Source organism: Mycobacterium sp. DHQP2018-32-09, from assembly GCF_058148405.1.
Map to the genome: position 1 here is coordinate 19,375 of NZ_JBYVYK010000027.1, position 17,687 is coordinate 37,061.

The 17,687-nt window shown below is 70.2% G+C and carries 19 protein-coding genes and 1 riboswitch; of the genes, 13 read left to right on the plus strand and 6 right to left on the minus strand.

Annotation, left to right across the window (positions count from 1 at the left end):
* The first annotated feature begins 61 nt into the window (after positions 1 to 61).
* From AC30CM_RS14625 to mnhG, 6 genes are all read left to right on the plus strand, one after another.
* On the plus strand, positions 62 to 2,935 hold the full coding sequence (locus AC30CM_RS14625; RefSeq protein ID WP_490117613.1) for a Na+/H+ antiporter subunit A: 2,874 nt from the start codon (positions 62 to 64) through the stop codon (positions 2,933 to 2,935).
* Positions 2,932 to 3,405 (plus strand): Na(+)/H(+) antiporter subunit C, encoded by a 474-nt coding sequence (locus AC30CM_RS14630; protein WP_490117614.1) that lies wholly within the window; start codon positions 2,932 to 2,934, stop codon positions 3,403 to 3,405. Before AC30CM_RS14625 ends, AC30CM_RS14630 begins: the two co-directional genes overlap by 4 nt.
* The gene (locus tag AC30CM_RS14635; RefSeq protein ID WP_490117615.1) at positions 3,402 to 5,006 is read left to right on the plus strand and encodes a Na+/H+ antiporter subunit D; all 1,605 of its coding nucleotides are present in this window, start codon (positions 3,402 to 3,404) and stop codon (positions 5,004 to 5,006) included. The genes AC30CM_RS14630 and AC30CM_RS14635 overlap by 4 nt, the downstream gene beginning before the upstream one ends.
* Positions 5,003 to 5,539 (plus strand): Na+/H+ antiporter subunit E, encoded by a 537-nt coding sequence (locus AC30CM_RS14640; protein WP_490117616.1) that lies wholly within the window; start codon positions 5,003 to 5,005, stop codon positions 5,537 to 5,539. Before AC30CM_RS14635 ends, AC30CM_RS14640 begins: the two co-directional genes overlap by 4 nt.
* A 101-nt stretch (positions 5,540 to 5,640) precedes the next feature.
* On the plus strand, positions 5,641 to 5,916 hold the full coding sequence (locus tag AC30CM_RS14645; protein ID WP_490117617.1) for a monovalent cation/H+ antiporter complex subunit F: 276 nt from the start codon (positions 5,641 to 5,643) through the stop codon (positions 5,914 to 5,916).
* Positions 5,913 to 6,248, plus strand: a complete 336-nt coding sequence (gene mnhG / locus AC30CM_RS14650; RefSeq protein WP_490117618.1) for a monovalent cation/H(+) antiporter subunit G — start codon at positions 5,913 to 5,915, stop codon at positions 6,246 to 6,248. Before AC30CM_RS14645 ends, mnhG begins: the two co-directional genes overlap by 4 nt.
* 7 nt (positions 6,249 to 6,255) lie before the next feature.
* Here mnhG and AC30CM_RS14655 read toward each other — a convergent pair whose 3' ends face one another.
* The 5 genes from AC30CM_RS14655 to napA form a co-directional block, all read right to left on the minus strand.
* Positions 6,256 to 6,876 carry an LON peptidase substrate-binding domain-containing protein gene (locus tag AC30CM_RS14655; RefSeq protein WP_490117670.1) on the minus strand — a complete coding sequence of 207 codons (621 nt, stop codon included), beginning with the start codon at positions 6,874 to 6,876 and terminating at the stop codon, positions 6,256 to 6,258.
* A gap of 14 nt (positions 6,877 to 6,890) precedes the next feature.
* Entirely contained in the window at positions 6,891 to 8,030 is a 1,140-nt protein-coding gene (locus tag AC30CM_RS14660; RefSeq protein WP_490117619.1) for a glutamate--cysteine ligase, read from the minus strand.
* 14 nt (positions 8,031 to 8,044) lie between these two features.
* Positions 8,045 to 8,746: a superoxide dismutase[Cu-Zn] gene (gene sodC, locus AC30CM_RS14665; RefSeq protein ID WP_490117620.1), complete on the minus strand. Its 702-nt coding sequence runs from the start codon at positions 8,744 to 8,746 to the stop codon at positions 8,045 to 8,047.
* Positions 8,747 to 8,756: 10 nt separating this feature from the next.
* Positions 8,757 to 9,227: a LytR C-terminal domain-containing protein gene (locus AC30CM_RS14670; RefSeq protein ID WP_490117621.1), complete on the minus strand. Its 471-nt coding sequence runs from the start codon at positions 9,225 to 9,227 to the stop codon at positions 8,757 to 8,759.
* Between the two features lie 86 nt (positions 9,228 to 9,313).
* Positions 9,314 to 9,622 (minus strand): nucleoid-associated protein NapA, encoded by a 309-nt coding sequence (napA, locus tag AC30CM_RS14675; protein WP_490117622.1) that lies wholly within the window; start codon positions 9,620 to 9,622, stop codon positions 9,314 to 9,316.
* Positions 9,623 to 9,765: 143 nt separating this feature from the next.
* On the opposite strand from napA, the gene AC30CM_RS14680 reads away from it, so the two are divergent.
* The 4 genes from AC30CM_RS14680 (at position 9,766) to AC30CM_RS14695 (ending at position 12,566) form a co-directional block, all read left to right on the plus strand.
* The gene (locus tag AC30CM_RS14680) at positions 9,766 to 10,359 is read left to right on the plus strand and encodes a peptide deformylase (protein ID WP_490117623.1); all 594 of its coding nucleotides are present in this window, start codon (positions 9,766 to 9,768) and stop codon (positions 10,357 to 10,359) included.
* A gap of 4 nt (positions 10,360 to 10,363) precedes the next feature.
* A complete protein-coding gene (locus tag AC30CM_RS14685; protein WP_490117671.1) occupies positions 10,364 to 11,251 on the plus strand; it encodes an N-acetylglutamate synthase, CG3035 family in 888 nt (295 codons plus the stop codon).
* A 4-nt stretch (positions 11,252 to 11,255) separates the two neighbouring features.
* Complete coding sequence (locus AC30CM_RS14690) at positions 11,256 to 12,050, plus strand: exodeoxyribonuclease III (RefSeq protein WP_490117624.1); 795 nt, start codon at positions 11,256 to 11,258, stop codon at positions 12,048 to 12,050.
* Positions 12,051 to 12,200: 150 nt separating this feature from the next.
* Positions 12,201 to 12,566 (plus strand): DUF7715 family protein, encoded by a 366-nt coding sequence (locus tag AC30CM_RS14695; RefSeq protein ID WP_490117625.1) that lies wholly within the window; start codon positions 12,201 to 12,203, stop codon positions 12,564 to 12,566.
* 24 nt (positions 12,567 to 12,590) lie between these two features.
* Here the strand turns inward: AC30CM_RS14695 and AC30CM_RS14700 are convergent, their stop codons facing one another.
* Positions 12,591 to 14,360 carry an MFS transporter gene (locus AC30CM_RS14700; RefSeq protein ID WP_490117626.1) on the minus strand — a complete coding sequence of 590 codons (1,770 nt, stop codon included), beginning with the start codon at positions 14,358 to 14,360 and terminating at the stop codon, positions 12,591 to 12,593.
* A 163-nt stretch (positions 14,361 to 14,523) separates the two neighbouring features.
* A riboswitch (TPP riboswitch) is annotated at positions 14,524 to 14,634 on the plus strand.
* Here AC30CM_RS14700 and thiC point away from each other — a divergent pair.
* The 3 genes from thiC (at position 14,626) to AC30CM_RS14715 (ending at position 17,671) form a co-directional block, all read left to right on the plus strand.
* Positions 14,626 to 16,218, plus strand: a complete 1,593-nt coding sequence (gene thiC / locus AC30CM_RS14705; protein WP_490117627.1) for a phosphomethylpyrimidine synthase ThiC — start codon at positions 14,626 to 14,628, stop codon at positions 16,216 to 16,218. It overlaps the preceding riboswitch by 9 nt.
* Positions 16,215 to 17,048, plus strand: a complete 834-nt coding sequence (thiD, locus tag AC30CM_RS14710) for a bifunctional hydroxymethylpyrimidine kinase/phosphomethylpyrimidine kinase (RefSeq protein ID WP_490117628.1) — start codon at positions 16,215 to 16,217, stop codon at positions 17,046 to 17,048. Before thiC ends, thiD begins: the two co-directional genes overlap by 4 nt.
* Positions 17,045 to 17,671: an alpha/beta hydrolase family protein gene (locus AC30CM_RS14715; RefSeq protein ID WP_490117629.1), complete on the plus strand. Its 627-nt coding sequence runs from the start codon at positions 17,045 to 17,047 to the stop codon at positions 17,669 to 17,671. The genes thiD and AC30CM_RS14715 overlap by 4 nt, the downstream gene beginning before the upstream one ends.
* Positions 17,672 to 17,687: the final 16 nt, after the last annotated feature.

Sequence of the window (17,687 nt, forward strand, 5' to 3'; positions counted from 1 at the left end):
GCAGGAAAAGTCAAGCCACGGTTAAGACGGCTGACACCCCGACCCACCTGATCGGAGTGCCATGCTCGCCATCCTCTGCGCGCACGCGGTCGCTGCCGCCGTCGCGCCGGTGCTCGTGCGCCGCTGGGGGCGGCGGGCGTTCTACCCGCTAGCCCTCGTCCCCCTCGTCTCGCTGCTGTGGGTGGTCCCCAACTGGCCCGGCACCGGCGAGCGCACCGTGAACGTGCCATGGGTACCGGCGTTGTCGATGGACATCACGCTGCGCTTCGACGCCTTGTCCGCCGTGATGAGCGTGCTGGTGCTGGCGGTCGGCGCCCTGGTGCTGTTCTACTGCGCGGAGTACTTCCACCACCACGACGGGCACACCGAGCGGCGGCTGCCCAGCTTCGCCGCCGAACTCGTCGCGTTCTCCGGGGCCATGTTCGGCCTGGTGGTCAGCGACAACATGCTGCTGCTGTACGTGTTCTGGGAATTGACGACGGTGCTGTCGTTCCTGCTGGTGGGCCACTACGCCGAACGCTCCCCGAGCAGGCGCGCCGCGATGCAGGCCCTGCTGGTCACCACGGCGGGCGGGCTGGCCATGCTCACCGGCATCGTCGTCCTGGGCGAGTCCGCGGGCAGCTATCTGCTCAGCGACCTCGTCGCCAACCCGCCCTCGGGCACGGCCGTCGCGGTGGGCGTCGTCCTGGTTCTCGTCGGTGCGCTGTCGAAGTCCGCGATCGTGCCGCTGCACTTCTGGCTGCCCGGCGCCATGGCCGCCCCCACGCCGGTCAGCGCCTACCTGCACGCCGCGGCGATGGTGAAGGCCGGCGTGTACCTGATCGCGCGCATGACACCCGGGTTCGCCGACTCCCCCGGCTGGCGCCCGACCGTCGTCACACTCGGCGTGATCACGCTGATCATGGCCGGCTGGCGCGCCATCCGCGAGTACGACCTCAAGCTCATCCTCGCGTTCGGCACCGTCAGCCAGCTGGGCCTCATCACGATCATGGTCGGTACCGGCGGTGGAGACCTGATGCTCGCCGGCCTGGCCATGCTGTGCGCCCACGCCATGTTCAAGGCCGCGCTGTTCATGGTCGTCGGCATCATCGACCACGCCACCGGCACCCGCGACATCCGCAGGCTCGCCTGGCTCGGCGACCGCAGCAAGCCGCTGTTCGCCATCGCGATCTGCGGCGCCGCGAGCATGGCCGCGCTGCCACCCTTCCTGGGTTTCGTGGCCAAGGAGGCCGACTTCGAGACGCTGGCGCACAGCGCAGCGCTCGGCCCCAGCGCGCCGTGGGTGCTCGGGTTGGTGGTGTTCGGCTCGGTGTTCACCACCATGTACAGCCTGCGGTTCATCTACGGCGCCTTCGCCCGCAAGGGCCGATCCGAACCCAGCAACCGCGTCGCCGAGATGCACCGGCCCCCCATCGGGTTCCTGCTGCCGCCCGCCGTGCTGGCCGCGGCGGGGCTGCTCTTCGGCATCTGGCCCACCGGCCTGGACGACGTGCTCGCCGACTACGCCGACACGGTCCCCGGCGGCACCACCTACCACCTGGCCCTGTGGCACGGCGTCAACCTCCCGCTGCTGCTGTCGGTGCTGGTGCTCGCCGTCGGCATCGCCGCGTTCTTCGGCCGCAACCGGCTGCGCACGCTGCGGCTCGGCTTCCTGCCGCTGGGCAACGCCGACCGCATGTACGACGCCGCGATCCGCGCCATCGACGTGCTCGCCGTCCGCCTGACCGCCCTGACACAGCGCGGGTCGATCCCGGCGACGCAGTCGGTGATCCTGCTGACGCTGGTGGCGCTGCCGGTGGCGATGCTGCTGCTCGGCGCGCGCAACCGGCCCGAGCTGCAGCTGTGGGACTCGCCGCTGCAAGTCGTGGTGGGCCTCATCATCCTGGCGGCCGCGCTGGCGGCGACGGTGATGCGCAACCGCCTGGCGGCGGTGCTCGTCGTCGGCGTGACCGGTTACGGCTGCGGCGTGGTGTTCGTCTTCCACGGTGCGCCCGACCTGGCGCTCACCCAGTTCCTGGTGGAGACACTGACGCTGGTCATCTTCGTGCTGGTGCTGCGGACACTGCCCGCCGAGGCGGAACGCGCGACGGTGCAGCGCAACCGGCTGCCGCGCGCCGCGCTCGCGCTGGCGGTCGGGGCCACCGTGACGGGGCTGGCGGTGTTCGCGATGGCGGCCCGCACCGCGACGCCCATCGCCGAGCTGCTGCCCGACGCGGCCTACTACCGGGGCCACGGCGCCAACACCGTGAACGTGCTGCTGGTCGACATCCGCGCGTGGGACACCATGGGCGAGATCTCGGTGCTGCTGGTGGCGGCCACCGGCGTGGCGTCCATGGTGTTCCGCAACCGGCGCTTCGGCGCCGCGCCCCGCGTCGCCGACGCCGGCCAGCCCGACATCGGTCGCATCCCGTCGCCGTCGAGAAGCCCGGCGGTCGGCGAGGTCACGTGGCTGCGCGGCAGTGAACTGCGTGACCCGCGCTACCGCTCACTGGTCCTCGAGGTGGCCACCCGCATCATCTTCCCGCTGATCATGGTGTTGTCGTTCTACTTCTTCTTCGCCGGGCACAACACGCCGGGCGGCGGTTTCGCGGGCGGATTGACCGCGGGTCTGGCCCTGGTGCTGCGCTACCTCGCGGGCGGCCGCTACGAACTCGGCGAGGCCTTGCCGCTGGACGCCGGCAAGATCCTCGGCGCCGGGCTCGCCCTGTCCGCGGGGACGGCGGTGGCCTCGCTGCTGCTCGGTGCGCCGGTGCTGTCGTCGGCGGTGGTCAACGTCGACCTGCCGGTGCTGGGCTCCGTCAAGTTCGTCACCGCACTGTTCTTCGATCTCGGCGTGTACCTGATCGTCGTCGGACTGGTCCTCGACGTGCTGCGCAGCCTCGGCGCGCGTCTGGACTCCGACCTGGCCCAAACCCCTGCGCAGGTGAGGAGATGACCGTCACCTACCTCGTCCCCCTGGTCCTGATCGGCGGGCTCACCAGCGCCGGCGTCTACCTGCTGCTGGAGCGCAACCTCACCCGCATGCTGTTGGGGCTGCTCCTGGTCGGCAACGCCGTGAACCTGTTGATCCTCACGGCGGGCGGCCCGTCGGGCAATCCGCCCATCCGCGACCGCACGTCCGGTGCCCAGACCTCCACGGCCGATCCGCTGGCCCAGGGCATGATCCTCACCGCGATCGTCATCACGATGGGTGTCGCGGCGTTCGTGCTGGCGCTGACGTACCGCTCCTACCAGCTGTCGCGCGAGGAGGACGTCGCCAACGATCCCGAGGACGCGCGGGTGTCGCAGCTGTCCGACCGCGCGGCGGCGGCCATCGACGAGGACCTGCCCCAGCACGTGCCCGCGCGCGACACCGACGCGCCCGACGAGCTGGACGCGCTGCCCGGGCACGAGGGGTCGCGATGAGCGTCGCCGCGGTCCTGGTTCCCCTGCCCGTCCTGATCCCCACGCTCGCCGCCGCCGTGACGCTGCTGGCCGGGCGCAGCGCCCGGTTGCAGCGCGCGATCACCGTGCTCGCCCTGACCTCGATGGTGGGGGTGTGCGCGGCGCTGGTGTACCTCGCCGACCGCGACGGCACCATCGCCGTGCACGTCGGCGGCTGGGGCCCATCCGAACCGGGAATGGGTCCGTTGGGCATCACGCTCGTCGTCGACCGGCTGTCGGCGCTGATGCTCATCGTCTCGACCATCGTGCTGCTGGCCGTGGTCTTCTACGCCATCGGCCAGGGCATCCGCGACGGTGACGACCGCCAACCCGTGTCGATCTTCCTGCCCACCTACCTGGTGCTGTCGGCGGGCGTGTGCACGGCGTTCCTCGCGGGTGACCTGTTCAACCTGTTCGTCGGCTTCGAGGTGCTGCTGTCCGCGAGCTTCGTCCTGCTCACCATCGGCGCCAGCCGCGAGCGCGTGCGGGCGGGCATCGCCTACGTCATGGTCTCCATGGTGTCGTCGCTGATCTTCCTGATCGGCATCGGGTTGGTGTACGCGGCGGCCGGCACGCTCAACCTGGCCGAGCTGTCGGTGCGCCTGGGCGGCGTGCCCGAGGGCACCCGGACCGCGTTGTTCGCGGTGCTGCTGGTGGCGTTCGGCATCAAGGCCGCGGTGTTCCCGCTGTCGGCGTGGTTGCCCGACTCCTATCCGACGGCGCCCGCTCCGGTCACCGCGGTGTTCGCCGGCCTGCTCACCAAGGTCGGCGTCTACGCCATCATCCGCGCGCACACGCTGCTGTTCCCCGGCGGCGCGCTGGACCGGGTGCTGCTGGTCGCCGCGCTGTTGACGATGGTGGTGGGCATCCTGGGCGCCATCGCGCAGAGCGACATCAAGCGGCTGCTGTCGTTCACGCTGGTGAGCCACATCGGCTACATGGTGTTCGGCATCGCGCTGTCCAACGAACTGGGCATGTCGGGGGCCATCTACTACGTGGCGCACCACATCGTCGTGCAGACCACGCTGTTCCTGGTGGTGGGGCTCATCGAACGGCAGGCGGGCGCGTCGACGTTGCAGCGGCTCGGCGGCCTGGCCGCCGCCAGCCCGCTGTTGGCGTTCGTGTTCTTCGTGCCCGCACTCAACCTGGGCGGCATCCCGCCGTTCTCCGGGTTCATCGGCAAGGTGGCACTGCTGGAGGCGGGCGTGCAGGACGCGTCGGTGCTGGCCTGGATCCTGGTGGGCGGCAGCGTGGTGACCAGCCTGTTGACGCTGTACGTGATGGCCAGGGTGTGGACCAAGGCGTTCTGGCGTGCCCGGGCGGACGCCCCCGACGGCGAACTGTCCGACGGTGCGCCGTCGGCGCTGCTCGACGACGCCGAGGACATCGCGTTCGCCGACCGCAGCGACGTGGGCCGGATGCCCGTCGGCATGGTGGTGCCGACGGCGGCGCTCATCGCGGTGGGCCTGGTGCTGACGTTCGCCGCGGGACCGATCTTCGCGTTCAGCGAGCGGTCGTCGGCCGAGGTGCTCGACCGGGCGCAGTACGTCACCGCCGTCCTGGGGCCGGGTGAGCGTCCATGAGGGCCGTCGCGCTGAGGGTGTGGGTGCTGTGCTGGCTGGTGCTGGTCTGGCTGCTGCTGTGGGGTGACGTCTCGGCGGCCAACGTGCTCAGCGGTCTGGTCGTGGCGTTGGTGATCACGCTGCTGCTGCCGCTGCCGCCGGTCCCCATCGAGGGTCGGTTGCATCCGCTGTCCCTGATCCGTCTGATCGTCCAGGTGGCCTATTACCTGGTGGTGTCCTCGACGCAGGTGGCGTGGTTGGCCGTCCGCCCGGGGCCGCCGCCACCGACGGCCGTACTGCGCGCCCACCTGGCGGTGAAGTCGGATCTGGTGCTGGCCTTGACCGTCAATGCGCTGAACCTGATCCCCGGCGGCATCGTCGTCGAGATCGACCAGACCCGGCGGCTCATCTACGTGCACGTGCTCGACGCGAGTTCGGAGAAGGCCGTGCAGCGCTTCTACCACCAGGTCGCGGTCATCGAGCGGTTGATGATCGCGACGTTCGAGCGGAACGTGGATTGGAAGCCGGCGAGTGAGGAGCGGGATCGCGCATGAACGACCAGCGAGAAGCGGAGCGGGATCGCGCATGAAGGACCAGCGAGAAGCGGAGCGGGATCGCGCATGAAGGACCAGCGAGAAGCGGAGCGGGATCGCGCATGAACACCGTTTGGACCATTGCGGCGGTCATGTTGACGGCGGCGGCGGCGATCACGATGTACCGGCTGCTGGCCGGGCCCGGCACGCTGGACCGCCTCGTCGCGCTGGACACGTTCGTGGCGGTGTCGATGTGCGCCATCGGCACGTGGGCCGCGTTCAGCCTGGACACCACGGTGACCTACAGCCTGACCGCCCTGGCGTTGATCAGTTTCGTGGGCTCGGTGAGCGTCGCGCGCTTCCGCGTCCGTGACCGGGACGAGGAGGACGCCCGGTGAACGCCTTCGACGTCGTCGCGGGCATCCTGGTGCTGGGCGGGTCGGCGCTGGCACTGACGGCGGCCATCGGCGTGGTGCGGTTTCCCGACACGATGTCGCGGATGCATTCGGCCACCAAACCGCAGGTGTTGGGCCTGCTGCTGGTCTTGGCCGGGGCCGCACTGCGATTGCGCGGCCACGCGGACGTGGGAATGGTGATCTTGACGGGTTTGTTCACGCTCATCACCGCACCGGTGGTCGCGAACCGGGTGGGCCAGTTGGCATATCGCGAGCAGAGCTTCCGCGACGATCTGATGACGCGCGACGACATGGCCGATCGCGACGAGGACTGACGCCCGCTCAGCCGTCGGACAGCTGGAACTCGATCATGGCGGCCACGGTCTCGACGGCGTCGCGCAGCACGTCCAGCCGGTCGCCTGCCGACGGAGCGGCCAGGATCGAGTAGCGGTCGGCCTGACCCATGGGGACGCGGGCCGCCAGCGCGTACAGTCGCCGTCCGGCGTCCTCGCCGGGTTCGGGTTCGCCGAGCAGTTCGCGCTTGGACGGCAGGACGGCCTGCTGCGCGGCGGCGATGCGTTCGAACAGTCCCATGACGCGGTCTTCGACGTCGCCGATGTCGTCGCCGGTGACGCGTCTGCCGGGTTCGTCGGGCCACGGTTCGGCCTCGGCGCGGGGGTACAGGTCGTCGTCGAGCCAGCGCCGTACCCGGATGCGCTCGCGAATCTCGCAGTCCAGCAGGTACTTTCCGGGAGCCTGTTCCTCGAACTCGACGATGTGGGCCAGGGCGCCGACGTCCAGGCGAGCATCGCCGCCGCCGACCTCGCGGCCCGCGGAGATCAGCACGACGCCGAATTCCCTCGTGCCGGAAAGGCAGTCGCGCACCAGCGCGGCATATCGCGGCTCGAAGATGCGCAGCGGCAGCCCTTCGCCGGGCAACCGCACGGCTTCGAGCGGGAACATCGGTACCGCGCGAATCACAGGACGAGCTCCCCCACCAATGCGTCCACCACCGCCCGCAGGTCGCCGTCCGCCTCCTCGGCGACGCGCCGCTGTCGCTGATAGGACGCGCCGCCACGGTAGATGCCCTCGACCCTGGCGAGTTGGTCGGCACAGCCCAGCGACCTGGCCAACGGTTCGAGTCGGTTCAGCAGGTCGTCGAGGTCTTCGGTGACCAGCCGCTCGTTGCTGTCGGCGTCCAGGATGATCACCGCGTCGAGGCCGTAACGCGCTGCGCGCCACTTGTTTTCCTGCACGTGCCACGGCGGCATGGTGGGTAGCTGCTCCCCGGCGTCCAGCCGGCGGTCCAGGTCGACGATCAGGCAGTGCGTCAGCGCCACCAGGGCACCCAGTTCGTCCAGGTTGGAGACGCCGTCGAAGATCCGCACCTCCACGGTGCCGAGATGCGGGGACGGCCGGATGTCCCATCGGATCTCGTTCATGTGGTCGATGATGCCGGTCTTCTTCTGATCGTGGACGAAACGTTCGAAGTGCGACCACTTCTGGAAGTGGAACGGCAGACCGGCCGTGGGGAGCTGCTGGAACATCATGGCGCGGTTGCTGGCGTAGCCGGTGTCCTCGCCGTCCCAGTAGGGCGACGACGCCGACAGGGACAGCAGGTGCGGGTAGTGGTTCAGCAGCGACGTGATGATGGGCATCACCTTGTGCGCCGACGAGATCCCGACGTGCACGTGGACGCCCCAGATCAGCATCTGCCTGCCCCACCACTGGGTGCGTTTGATCAGTTCGGCGTAGCGCGGGTTGTCGGTGAGTTCGGCGGTCTCCCATTCGGCGAACGGGTGGGTGCCCGCGCAGAACAGTTCCATGCCGCGGGCGTGCACGATGCGCTGCGTGGTGGACAGCGTGCCGCGCAGGTCTTCGATGGCCTCACCGGCGTTGGCGCAGATGCCGGTGACCACCTCGACGGTGTTGCGCAGCAGTTCCTTGTGCACGTGCGGCGTCTCGCCGACCTCGGCGAGCACCGCGGACGCCTCGTTGGCGAGGTCGCGGGTCACGGGGTCGACGAGGGCGAACTCCCATTCGACGCCCACCGTCGGTCGGGCCGACCCGGCGAAGTCGATGCGCTGCGGTCGACGGCCGACCGACGGCTGGGTCATGGCCGGAGCGTGGGTTAGGAGGCGGCCGTGATCACGCCGCAGGCGACGCGCTTGCCGGCGTCACCGGTGGCCATGGTCTCGGCGTCCGGGCCCGGGGTGCCGTTGATCTGCTGGTAGCGCTCCGGCGGGATGTTGGCGAAGTTGTCGGCCTTCTCGTGGATGATGATGGCCGTCTTCTGGCCGGCGAGCAGATCCTCGGCGGTGAAGGCGTCGGTGGTGGTGACGAGCATGGCCGAGCCGTCCTCGCGCACCTGCAGCGACGACAGGTCTCCGCTGGCGGGGTGGCCGGTGCGACCGGGAACGTTGAAGTGTCCGCCGGCGGAGAGGAAGTTGCCGGGGGCGCCGCCCGCGGGGGCCACGGAGTTGGGCTCGCACTTGCCCACCGAGTGGATGTGCAGCCCGTGGAAGCCGGGCTGCAGCTGGCCGGGCGCGGTGGTCTTGACGGTCAGCGTGGCGTGGCCGTCCTCGAACGTGATCTGCGCGGTGGCCACGGTGGTGCCCTCGGGCGACTTGATCTCCGAGGTCAGCGTCTCGCCAGCCGCGGCGGCGGCGCCGCCCTCGCCACCCTCTGCGCCTGCCGACGGCGGCGGCGATCCGGTCCACACCGGCGGCGTGGTCCCGGGCTGGGTGGCGACGGGTTCGTCGGGGGCGCAGGCGGCGATGGGGACGATGAGAGCCGCGGCGGCGACGATGCGGAGCGGGGCTGAGATCGGCATGCCCGAGAGCCTAGCCGGTGACCACCACGATCACGCCGGGCGGCTGCTCGGCGAGATCGGGTCTGCGGGGTTCGACGGGGGCCTGCAAGACCTTGCCCACGTCCTCGGCGGCCTGGCGCTCCCCGGGAGCCTCGCCGAAGTAGACGGTGGTGACGGGCGGCGGTCCCTCGAGGGTGAGGTTGCCGGTCTCGGCGACGGTCCAGTCGGCGTCGCGGAGGCGGTTGGCCGTGGCCTCGGCCGCGCCGGCGACCTCGGAGACGTTGAAGACGCGGACCTCGGGTCGGGCGGCGGGCTTGCCCGACGTCGACGGGGCCGGGCTGGACGCGGAGGTGACGGTGCTGACGACGCTGGACGAGTCGCTCTCGGAGTCCGAGTCCGATCCCATCGACTGGAAGGCGACCAGCAGGAATACGACACCCAGGAACAGCAGCACCATGACCATGGCGCGCAGGGGCAATCCGGTGGATTCTCGCTGATTCATCGGCACCACTGTATTACGTGGCGCGGCGTGCTCACGTCACCCCGCACCGGGCGCGACGGAAACCGGCCGGGAACCCCGTGCGGACGCTAGGTGAGGTCGAAGCCGAGCTTGCGGGCGGCGCGCGCCTTCTGCCTGCTGGCCCGCAGCCGGCGCAGTCGCTTGACCAGCATCGGGTCGGCCGCCAGCGCCTCGGGCCGGTCCACCAGCGCGTTGAGCACCTGGTAGTACCGCGTGGCCGACATCGAGAACAACTCCTTGATGGCGTCTTCCTTGGAGCCCGCGTACTTCCACCACTGGCGCTCGAAGGCCAGGATGTCGTACTCCCGTCGGGTCAAGCCGTCGGGAAGGTCAGCGTCCTCCCCGGGTTGGTCAGTCCGCGCGATGGCGCCGTCCATGTGGCTTCCAGGACCCTTCCGACAGTACGAATGGCTGGTTCGAATTGCTGAGACAACGGAGTTGGTTTCGGCGATATTCAACCACGGCGTACCGAGTTGAGCCGTGATCGTTACCCGCGAGTCGGCTGACTTAAGCTGCCACCATGGCCGTCGTTCCCATCCGCATCGTGGGTGATCCCGTTCTGCATTCCGCGACCACTCCGGTCCCCGTCTCGGCGGACGGGAAGCTGCCTGCCGAACTCGCCGCCCTCATCGACGACATGTTCGACACGATGGACGCCGCCCACGGGGTGGGACTGGCCGCCAATCAGATCGGCGTGGCGCAGCGGGTGTTCGTCTACGACTGCGCCGACGACCGCGGCAAGACGGTGCGTCGGCGTGGCGTCATCGTCAATCCGGTGTTGGAGACGTCCGAGGTGCCCGAGACCATGCCGGACCCCGATGACGACGACGAGGGGTGCCTGTCGGTGCCCGGGGAGTCGTTTCCGACGGGCCGCGCCAGCTGGGCCCGTGTCACCGGCCTGGACGCCGACGGCACGCCGATCACGCTCGAGGGCACCGGCCTGTTCGCGCGCATGCTGCAGCACGAGACCGGGCATCTCGACGGCTTCCTCTATCTGGACCGGCTGATCGGGAGGCACGCCCGGGCGGCCAAGCGCAGCGTGAAGTCGCACGGGTGGGGCGTTCCCGGCAACAGCTGGATGCCCGGCGAGGATCCCGACCCCTTCGGTCACTGACGTGCTGCCGCCCGTCGGCACCAGGGTCAGCCTGCGTTACCGCCTGCCCGCGGGCGAGGTGCCGCCGCACACCGACGTCGTCGGCCACGTCGAGGACGCCGGTCCGGTGGTGCGGATCCGGACTCGGCGCGGCGAGGTGGTGGCGATCGCCGCGGACGACGTGCTCGCCGTCCGGGTGGTGCCGGAGATGCCGGTGCGCACGTCGCAGATCCGCAATCTCGAGCAGGCCGCGGCGCTGGCGTGGCCGGGCGTCGAGCACGAGTGGCTCGACGGGTGGCTGCTGCGCTTCGGGCATGGCAGCACCCGGCGCGCGAATTCGGCCGTGCCGCTGGCCAGTTGGGCGACGCACACGGCGCTGCCCGCCATCGAACGGTGGTACGGCGCGCGCGGCGTCGACCCGGTCCTCGCCGTGCCGGACCGGCTGTTCCGGGTGGCCGACGCGGTGCCGACCGACGGCGAGAACGACGTGCTGGTGGCGGACGTGGTCGGGCGCGCGATGCCGGCCGGGGTGCGCACGACGGGGGCGCCGGACGCCGACTGGCGTGCGGTGAACCCCCGGGACGTGCCCGACGACGTGCTGGTCGCCGTCGTCGACGGCGAGGTGACGTTCGCGACCATCGAGGGCACGGCGGCCGGCCGGGGGGCGCTGACGTCGGCACCCGACGGCACCCGCTGGCTCGGCATCACCGCCGTGCACGTGGCACCGGACGCGCGCCGCCGGGGTGCGGGTCGCACGCTGTGCGAGGCCCTGCTGGCGTGGGGCGCCGATCGCGGAGCCGACCGCGCGTACGTTCAGGTGCTCACCGACAACGCGCCTGCCCTGGGGCTCTATGCCGGCCTGGGGTTCCGCACCCACCACCGGTCGCGGTACGTCGACGCCCGTAGCGTGTGACGTCGTGCGCATCGCCACCTGGAACGTCAACTCCATCCGCTCCCGCATCGACCGCGTGTCTGCCTGGTTGGAGCGGTCCGACGTGGACGTGCTCGCCATGCAGGAGACGAAGTGCAAGGACGAGCAGTTCCCCACGATGCCGTTCGCGGCGCTGGGCTACGAGGTGGTGCACACCGGGGTCAGCCAGTGGAACGGGGTGGCCATCGCGTCGCGGGTGGGCATCGAGGACGTGATGGTGGGCTTCGAGGGCCAGCCGACGTGGGACGAGGCGTCGGAGGCCCGTGCCTTGGGCGCGACGTGCGGCGGCGTGCGGGTGTGGAGCCTGTACGTGCCCAATGGCCGGTCGGTGGATTCGGATCACTACCGCTACAAGCTGGAATGGCTTGCCGCCCTTGACCGGACGTCGACCGAGTGGTTGCGCGAGGATCCGGACGCGGCGATCGCACTGGTGGGCGACTGGAACATCGCGCCCACCGACGACGACGTGTGGGACATGGCGGTGTTCGAGCACAGCACCCACGTCACGCCTCCGGAGCGGGCGGCGTTCACGGCCATCGAGTCGCGCTACGGGGACGTGGTGCGGCCGTTCACGCCGGGGCCGGGCACGTTCACCTACTGGGATTACACGCAGTTGCGCTTTCCTCGTCGGGAGGGCATGCGCATCGACTTCGTGTTGGGTTCGCCGGCGTTGGCGGCCCGCGTGACGCATGCCGCCATCGACCGCGACGAGCGCAAGCCCGGGAAGAAGGGCACGCCCCCGCCGAGCGATCACGCGCCGGTGATCGTCGACCTGTCCTGAGCCGGTCCCGACGATCGCGGCGAATCCGTGCGGCAGCGGGGCTGGGCTGACGATGACCGTCCGCCGGGACGCCGTGGACGACGCTGGTCACTCACACCGGGGCCGCGCTTCCGCTGCGGGTTGTCGGTGCGGGTTCGTAGGCTCGTCGTCGTGAAGATCCTCGTTGCCACCTCGCTCACGCAGGGCACCAACCCCAAGGACTATCACTACTGCGTCGACGGTGAGCTGGTCTGGATGCAGCAGGCGTGCGACCGCGAGGAGTGCGGCTGCAGCCGCGGGTTCGCGGGGGCGGCGTCGCACCGCGCCACCACGACGGCGATGGTGGTGGAGTCCGAGCTGACGCGCGACGACGTGGTGCTGGCGTTCCGCACCAGCCTGCTCGACGGCGGGTGGCCGGTCGAGTGGGCGGGCGACGTCGCCGACGACAACCTGGAGATCGCCGCCAAGCTGCCGGTGGGCACCATCATCGTGCGCAGGCACGACGACTATCTGTTGCGCGGTGCGATGTTCCGCTAGCTGTCGTGACCTGAGACGTTGATGTCAGGAGGCGTTGTCCGCCTCGGGGCCGCTGGCGTACTTGCCCGCGTTGAACAGCGACGCGATGGCACCGATCACCATCATCGCGGCGGCCGCGGTGAACACGACGGTCAGACCGGAGTGGAACGGCTCGGTGATGAGCTGCGGGAAGAACGTCTTGCCGGTCAGCACGTCGGCGTCGACGCCGGGGGCCTGCAAGGCGCCGGAGGGTCCGAGCAGCTCGGCGATGGGGTTGTATCCCAGGAACGCCGCGAACAGGCTGCCCACCGGGGGCAGGTTCGCCACGCCCGCCGCCACGGACGGTGAAACCCCCTGCGCCTGAAGGCCACTGCTCATCGCGCCGGGCAGCGAGTTCGCCAGGCCGACGATCATCAGGGAGAAGAAGATGCCGATGGACAGCGACGATCCGGCGTTGAAGAACGTGGCGCGCACGCCCGACGCGGCGCCGCGCTGCGAGGCGGGCACGCTCGACATGATGGAGGCGGTGTTGGGTGCGGTGAAGATGCCGCCGCCCAGGCCGTTGAGGAAGACCAGCACCGCGAACACCCAGTAGTCGAAGTTCACGGGGATCAGCAGCAGCGCGACGAACGACGCCGCCATGAGCACCATGCCGCCGACGGTGAAGGGCCGGGAGCCGTACTTGTCGGACAGCGATCCGGCGATGGGACCCGCGATCAGGAAGCCGATGGTGACCGGCAGCAGGTAGATGCCGGCCCACAGCGGTGTCGACTCGAACGAATAGCCGTGCAGCGGAAGCCAAATGCCCTGTAGCCAGATGATGAGCATGAACTGCAGGCCGCCGCGCCCCACCGACGACATCAGGCCGGCGAGGTTGCCCATGCCGAACGACGCCGACCTGAACAGCCTCAGGTCGACCATCGGCGACGGGACGCGCAGTTCGATGAAGCAGAACGTCACCAGCATGATCAGCCCGGCGCCGATGGCACCGAGCACCCACGGGTTGGTCCATCCGGTGGTCGAATCCCCGTACGGCTGAATGCCGTAGGTGATGCCGATGAGCAGCACGGTGAGCCCGAGTCCGAAGGACAGCGTCCCCGCCCAGTCCAGCTTGCCGGGGGTGCGCGCGCCGAGTTCGCGCAGCGAGCGGATGCTCCAGATGGTGCCGACGATGCCGATGGGCACGCCCACCCAGAACACGGCCTTCCAGTGCCACTCCGACAGGAAGCCGCCGATGAGCAGACCCAGGAAGGAGCCGGCCACGGCCGAGACCATGTTCACGCCGAGCGCCATGCCGCGCTGGTTGGCCGGGAAGGCGTCGGTGAGGATCGCCGACGACGAGGCCATGAGCATGGCGCCGCCGACGCCCTGCACCACGCGCCAGGCGATGAGCCAGACGGCGCCGCCGCCCAGTTGGAACGGGTCGAAGGACAGCGCGACCGCCGCGACGGTGAACACCACGAACCCGAGGTTGTAGATCCGGACGCGGCCGAACATGTCACCGAGACGACCGAACGGCACCACCAGCACGGCGGTCACCACCAGGTAGCCCATCAGCATCCACAGCAGGTAGCTGACGTTGCTCGGGGCCAGCGGGTTCAGGCCGATGCCGCGGAAGATCGCGGGTAGCGAGATGAGCACGATCGAGGCGTTGATGGTGGCCAGCAGCGTGCCCAGCGTGGTGTTCGACAGCACCACCCACTTGTAGAAGGGGTGTTCGTGGTCCATCCGCGTGCGCTTGCGGGCGGTCTCCCGCAGGGCCGCGTCGGCGTCGGTCGGCACGGGTGTCTTCGTAATCTCGGTCTCAGTCGTCATGTCGGCTTCGCTCACGTGTCACGTCTCTTGGGTGTGCGGCTGGGGTCGGCGGCGCCGTTGCCGCGGCCATGCCGCAAAACACATATGTTAGCTATACAAATGATCTGGCGGCAATTTCATTCCCCGCCCCCTCGCCGCCGCCGCGGGGGTGCGGTAGCTTGGCTGTCGTCCGCGCGGGAGCGCACACCAGTGCGCTGAGAGGACGGCTAGCGGGCCGTCGACCGTATGAACCTGACCGGGTAATGCCGGCGTAGGGAGTGTCGAAATGGTCGTATTCAGCGAACCCACCATCACCACCGGCCCCATCACGGGCAGCAGCAAGGTCTACCGCGACCTGCCCGACGGCGGCCGCGTGCCGTGGCGTCGGGTGCACCTGAGCACCGGCGAGCACCTGGACCTGTACGACACGTCGGGTCCGTACACCGACGCCACGGCCACCATCGACCTCGATGCCGGGCTGCCGGCCCGGCCCGGCGTGGTGCGTGACCGCGGCACCCAGCTGCAACGTGCCCGGCGCGGCGAGGTCACCGCCGAGATGGCGTTCATCGCCGCGCGGGAGGGCCTGCCCGCCGAGTTGGTGCGCGCCGAGGTGGCCCGCGGCCGCGCCGTCATCCCGGCCAACCACCACCATCCCGAGAGCGAGCCGATGATCATCGGCAAGGCGTTCGCGGTGAAGGTCAACGCCAACATCGGCAATTCCGCGGTGACGTCCTCGATCGCCGAGGAGGTCGACAAGATGGTGTGGGCCACCCGCTGGGGTGCCGACACCATCATGGACCTGTCCACCGGCAAGGACATCCACGAGACGCGCGAGTGGATCCTGCGCAACTCTCCGGTGCCGGTGGGCACCGTCCCGATGTATCAGGCACTGGAGAAGGTGGGCGGCGATCCGACCCGGCTCGACTGGGAGGTGTACCGCGACACCGTGATCGAGCAGTGCGAGCAGGGTGTCGACTACATGACGGTGCACGCCGGGGTGCTGCTGCGCTACGTCCCGTTGACCGCGCACCGGGTCACCGGGATCGTCAGCCGCGGCGGATCCATCATGGCCGCCTGGATGCTGGCGCGGCATCGAGAATCGTTCCTGTACGAGAACTTCGGCGAGCTGTGCGACATCCTGGCCCGCTACGACGTGACGTTCTCCCTCGGCGACGGCCTGCGCCCCGGGTCCATCGCCGACGCCAACGACGAGGCCCAGTTCGCCGAACTGCGCACGCTGGGTGAGCTGACGGGCGTCGCCAAGAGCCATGGCGTGCAGGTGATGATCGAAGGTCCCGGACACGTGCCCATGCACCAGATCGTGGAGAACGTCCGACTCGAAGAGGAACTCTGCGACGAGGCGCCGTTCTACACGCTGGGCCCGCTCACCACCGACATCGCTCCGGGATACGACCACATCACCAGCGGAATCGGCGCGGCCATCATCGCCCAGGCGGGCACCGCGATGCTGTGTTACGTCACGCCGAAGGAGCACCTCGGCCTGCCCAACCGCCAGGACGTCAAGGACGGCGTGATCACCTACAAGATCGCCGCCCACGCCGCCGACCTGGCCAAGGGACACCCCGGGGCGCGCGAACGTGACGATGCATTGTCGAAGGCGCGCTTCGAGTTTCGCTGGAACGACCAGTTCGCCCTGGCGCTGGACCCGGACACCGCCCGGGCCTATCACGACGAGACGCTGCCCGCCGAGCCCGCCAAGACCGCGCACTTCTGCTCGATGTGCGGCCCCAAGTTCTGCTCGATGCGCATCACCGCCGACATCCGCGCCGCCGTCGCCGACGGCATGGCCGAGAAGTCCGCCGAGTTCGCCGCGCACGGCAACCGGGTCTACCTGCCGCTGACGGAGGCGACGCCGTGAGCGCGTTCCTGCCGCTGCCCGCCCCCGGGGAGGCCCCGGTGCGGGTGCTCACCATCGCGGGCACCGACTCCGGCGGCGGCGCGGGCATCCAGGCCGACGCTCGCACGTGCGCGCTGCTCGGCGTGCACGGCCTGGTCGCCGTGGCCGCGGTGACCGTGCAGAATTCGGTGGGCATCAAGGGTTTTCACGAGATCCCGCTCGACGTCGTCGCGGGCCAGATCGACGCCGTGATGGGTGACATCGGGGCTCAGGCCGCCAAGACCGGGATGCTCGCGTCGGCCGAGATCATCGAGTGCGTGGCCGACACGTGGCGCGGCCTGGGCACCGACGCGCCGCTGGTGGTCGACCCGGTGTGCGCCTCGATGCACGGCGATCCCCTGCTGCACCCGTCGGCGCTCGGCGTGCTGCGCGCCCGCCTGTTGCCGCTGGCCACGCTGGTGACCCCCAACCTCGACGAGGTCCGGTTGATCACCGGCATCGAGGTCGTCGACGAGGCGACCCAGCGCGAGGCGGCACGCACGCTGCACGCCCTCGGCCCACGCTGGGTGTTGGTCAAGGGCGGCCATCTGCGCGCGTCCCCGGACAGCCCCGACCTGCTCTACGACGGCACGGACTTCTACGAGTTCCTCGCGCCGCGCGTCGCCACCGGCCACGACCACGGCGCCGGCGACACCTTGGCCGCAGCCGTGGCGTGCGCGCTCGGTCACGGGTACGCCGTGCCGGAGGCGGTCGACTTCGGCAAGCGCTGGGTCACCGAGTGCCTGCGCGCGGCCTATCCCCTGGGTCACGGCCACGGCCCGGTCAACGCCCTGTTTCGATTGGGGGCATGACGGCGCTCGACCTGACCGCGATCGCGGGCATCGCCCACCAGCCCCTGGGCACGCCGCGCGGCGCGGTGGTGCTCACGCACGGGGCCGGTAGCGATCGCGATGCCCCCACGCTGGTGGCCGCGTGCGAGGAATGGGCCAGGCACGGCTTCCTGGCCGTGCGCTACGACCTGCCCTACCGCAGGCGTCGGCCCAAGGGCCCACCGTCGAACTCGGCGGCTTCCGACCAGGCGGGTGTGGCCGAGGCCGTGGACGTGGTCCGCGGCCTGCTCGCGCGGGGGCCCGTGGTGGCGGGCGGGCACTCCTACGGCGGCCGCATCACGACGATGGCGGTGGCCGACGGCCTGGTCGTCGACGTGCTGACGCCGTTCTCCTATCCGCTGCACCCGCCGGGCAAGCCGGAGCGCGCCCGCACTGCCCATCTGCCGCGGATCACCGTGCCGACGGTGTTCACCCACGGCACCGCCGACCCCTTCGGCACCATCGCCGAACTGCGCGCGGCGGCCGCGACGATCCCGGCACCCAGCGTGGTCGTCGAGGTCACCGGCGCTCGCCACGACCTCCGGTCGAAGACCCTCGACGTGCCTGCCCTCGCGGTCGAGGCGGCACTCGGTTTCCTGCCGTGAGTCCTGCTAGTTTCTT